General features: G+C 75.0%; 4 protein-coding genes and 2 pseudogenes. 4 read left to right on the forward strand and 2 right to left on the reverse strand.

What is annotated here, in order from left to right:
• Positions 1 to 357 (reverse strand): annotated as a pseudogene (locus CCN39_RS47655) (hypothetical protein); the annotation flags it as partial.
• A gap of 8 nt (positions 358 to 365) precedes the next feature.
• Entirely contained in the window at positions 366 to 626 is a 261-nt protein-coding gene (locus CCN39_RS47660; protein WP_086853763.1) for a hypothetical protein, read from the reverse strand.
• On the opposite strand from CCN39_RS47660, the gene CCN39_RS47665 reads away from it, so the two are divergent.
• From CCN39_RS47665 to CCN39_RS47680, 4 genes and pseudogenes are all read left to right on the forward strand, one after another.
• Positions 604 to 942: a hypothetical protein gene (locus tag CCN39_RS47665; protein WP_143264470.1), complete on the forward strand. Its 339-nt coding sequence runs from the start codon at positions 604 to 606 to the stop codon at positions 940 to 942. The genes CCN39_RS47660 and CCN39_RS47665 overlap by 23 nt on opposite strands.
• 70 nt (positions 943 to 1,012) lie before the next feature.
• Positions 1,013 to 1,621, forward strand: a complete 609-nt coding sequence (locus CCN39_RS47670) for an RNA polymerase sigma factor (RefSeq protein WP_244211349.1) — start codon at positions 1,013 to 1,015, stop codon at positions 1,619 to 1,621.
• On the forward strand, positions 1,618 to 2,688 hold the full coding sequence (locus tag CCN39_RS47675; protein WP_086853767.1) for a CU044_5270 family protein: 1,071 nt from the start codon (positions 1,618 to 1,620) through the stop codon (positions 2,686 to 2,688). Before CCN39_RS47670 ends, CCN39_RS47675 begins: the two co-directional genes overlap by 4 nt.
• A gap of 11 nt (positions 2,689 to 2,699) precedes the next feature.
• Positions 2,700 to 3,590: pseudogene (locus CCN39_RS47680) on the forward strand (hypothetical protein); the annotation flags it as partial.

A 3,590-nucleotide genomic window follows, 5' to 3' on the forward strand; every position in this document is an offset into this window, starting at 1 on the left:
CGGCGTCGCGAGCCGGAGCAGCCGCTGCCACGCCGCGTCGCCGAGCCGGGCGCGCAGGAAGCGGTACAGCCACAGGAGCGTCAGCACCGCGGCCATCACGACGGCGATCGGGAGGTAGAGGCCGTCCGCGCTGCGGACCAGGTAGTCCTGCGCGGTCAGCCCCATCGTCGAGAGCGGGACGCCGAAGTAGTCGAGCAGCCAGTTGACGTGCTGCCTGCCGAAGAAGAACAGCAGCCCGGTGAGCACGGTCGTCGGCGCGATCACCGAGCCGAGCAGGCGCAGCGCCTTCGACGGGCTTTCGGGCTTCGCCTCCGCCGGAGGGGCCGGGGGCCGCAGGGACCGGAGCCGCTTCGCCATCGCCGCCACTACTCGGTGGGTGGGGGCGGTTCGGTGAAGTCGCCGCAGGGATCGGCGAGCACGAAGGTGATCGTGTCACCGCGGTAGAGCGGCACCGCCTGGATGATCCGCTTGACCTTGCAGTCCAGTTGCGGGTCCGGAGGCCCTTCGACCGTCGTCCCGAGCGTGACGCAGAGGCTGCCACCGCATTCGGCCTCCAGCTGGGTCCTGGTCAGCGGCCCGGTCTGGGCGTAGGAGCTTCCGACGATGTCGATGGGCGCGGTCCGCACGGGCGACCCCTTCGCCGGCGGCTTCGCCGTCGTGGGCGCGGACTTCGGCGTCGGCGGTTTCCGGGACGTGTTCGCGGTGGCCGACCCGGCGGTCCGGGACGCCGACGAAGTCGCCGGGCCGGTCGCGGAGGTCGGTACGGTGGCGCCGGTGAGCGGCTCGGCGGACGAGGCCGTGGTCGCGGTGGCGGTGGAAACCGGCGGTGTCGTCCCCGGTGGCGCGGGACTGCCACAGCCGGCGACCAGCAGGCCCAGGGCCAGGCCGATCGGGCCGGAAGTCCGTCGCATGGGTGCCACTTGCGTCCTCCTGAAGCGGTAGTCGCCCCGGCCCCGGGTCCGGTTACAAGATCGGACCGGAATAGCTTCCGGGCACCGGGAGAAGGAGGGGTGTGCAAGCCATCCCCGACAGCTCGGCCGAACCCCGCCCGGAGCGCGCGGATCCGCCGACCGACGCCGCGCTGCTCGCCGGCACGCGAGCGGACTTCGGCACCGTCTTCGACCGGCACGCCCGCGAGATCTACCGGTACTGCGCCCGCCGCATCGGCACCGACGCCGTGGACGACGCGGTGGCCGACACGTTCGTGATCGCCTACGAACGCCGTGCCCGGTTCGACGCGTCCCACGCCAGCGCCCTGCCCTGGCTCTACGGCATCGCCACCAACGTCCTCCACCGCTACCGGGCGGCCGAAGCCCGGTACCGCAAGCTGCTCCGGCCCGCCGGCGAGACGTCCGCCGAAAGCACCGCCGACCGCGCCGTCGCCCGTGCGGACGCCGGCGCCGCGATCCGGGCGCTGTCCGGCGAGCTCGACAAGGTGCCCCGCCGGCAGCGTGACGTCCTCTACCTGTACGCCGCCGGACTGACCTACGCCGAGATAGCGACGGCGCTGGACATCCCGATCGGCACCGTCATGTCCCGGCTGAACCGCGGCCGGACCCGGCTGCGGGCCTCGCTGGCCGCCCTGGGCATCACCGACAAAGTCCTGGAAGGACCCGCATGACCGACGAAGCGCTCGACGCCGCGCTGCGGCGCTTCCACCGAGCCGGGCCCGCACCCGGCGACACCGACCTGGCCACCATCCGGCAGCACGTCCTGACCCGCACCACGGCACCGCGACGCCGTCCGGTGCGCGCCGTGACAGCCGCCGTCGCGGCCTCGGCAGCGGTGGCGGTGGCCGCCACGGTCGTCCTGTGGCCGGCCGGCACCCCGGCGGTACCGCCGTCCGCGGGCCCGGCGACACCGCCGTCCGCGAGCCCGCCGGGCCCCGACGGCACCCAGGCGATCACTGACGCCACCGGCCTGGGGGAGACCGTGAACCTGGTCGTCCGGCGGGTCGCCAACGCCCGGCCCCTCGACGTCGGCCACGGCGGCTACCTCTACTCCACCGAACGCGCCCTCTCCGTGCAGACGGTGACCGGTCCCGACGGCCCGGCCTCCTACGTGGCCGAAGACGTCACCGAGCGGTGGAGCGCGGTCGACGAGGGCACGCTCCCGAAGCTGGTCAAGACGACCCGCGGCCTCAACGCGCGCCCGCTGACGCCCGCGGACGGCGCCCGGCTCGCCGCCTACGGCACCGACTACACGAAGGTCGTCACGTACACCGACACGCCGGGCACCGACCCCAAGAACACGCCCGCCACCCCGGCGAAACCCGGGCTCGCCAACCCGACGCCCGCCTACCTGGCTTCGCTGCCCACGGACCCGCAGCGGCTGAAGGCGGTGCTGGAGGCCGACGGGCCGATCTTCAAGCGGGTGGGCGCCCTGGCCACCACGGCCGACGCCCTGCTCTCGCCCGCGCTGCGGTCCGCGCTGTACCAGGTGCTGGCCACGATCCCCGGCGTCGAGCGCGTCCCGGGCCAGGTGGACCTGGCCGGCCGGCCAGGGGTCGCGATCGCCCGCACCGCCGACGGCAAGCGCGCCGAAATCGTCATCGACCCGGTCAGCTCCCGCATGCTCGGCTTCCGCATCGTGGCGGTGACCGCGGCCGACGGGATCCCCGCCGGCACCGTCGTCCACGCCGCCACCGCCGACCAGAAGATCGTCCGCGAACCGGGGGAGAAGCAGTGATCAGGCTTACCGTGATCAGACGCAGCGTGGCCGTGGCACTGGCCGCGGTGCTGGTGCCGGCGAGCCCGGCGGCGGCCCGGCCGGGCTGGGACGTCGTGCCGCTGGGGCTCGGCTCGGCGAATCTCGTGGCCGTGACGGCGCTCTCGGCCCACGACGTGTGGGCCGCCGGGTTCGCCGTCCACCAGGAGGTCGTCGGCGACCGGCCGTCGTACACCTTCGAACCGCAGGTGCAGCACGGGAGCGGCGGGACGTGGTCGGTGGTCCCGACCCCGCCGCTGGGCAAGGGCGTCTCCGCGCAGTTCACCGCGATCGCCGCCGCCGCGCCCGACCGGATCTGGGCGGTGGGCCACGAGTGGGAGCCGGCCACCCCGTTCCGGTCGCTGATCGAGCACTGGAACGGCGTGCGCTGGACCCGGGTGCCCGCCGACGACGTCCCCGGTGCCGGCCATGACCTTTCGGGGGTGGCCGCGGTCAGCGGTACCGACGTGTGGGCGGTCGGCACCACCGCGGACGCCGAGGGCAGCGGACCGGTGGCCCAGCACTGGGACGGCGTCCGCTGGAGCCGGGTGCCACTGCCCGCCGGGCTGGCGGGTGCCGCCCTGGCGGCCGTCGCGGCCGCGGGCCCGGCCGACGTGTGGGCCGCCGGGCTGGCCGTCGCCGACGCGGAGTCGGGGCGGACCGAGCCGCTGCTGCTGCACTGGAACGGTCGGGCCTGGTCCCGGATCGCCCTGCCGGACACGGCCGACCGGGGACTGGCCCGGCTCAACGCGGTGACGGTGTCCCCAGGACGGGTCTGGGCGGTGGGCGAGTCGACGGTCGGCGGCGCCCGGAACCGCAAGCCCCTGGCCGTCCGCGTCGACGGCCGTCGCGCGGTCCTCGAGCCGACGCCGGACGAGCAGGGA

The organism is Amycolatopsis kentuckyensis (assembly GCF_002155975.1).
In the GTDB taxonomy this organism is placed as follows: Bacteria; Actinomycetota; Actinomycetes; order Mycobacteriales; family Pseudonocardiaceae; genus Amycolatopsis; species Amycolatopsis kentuckyensis.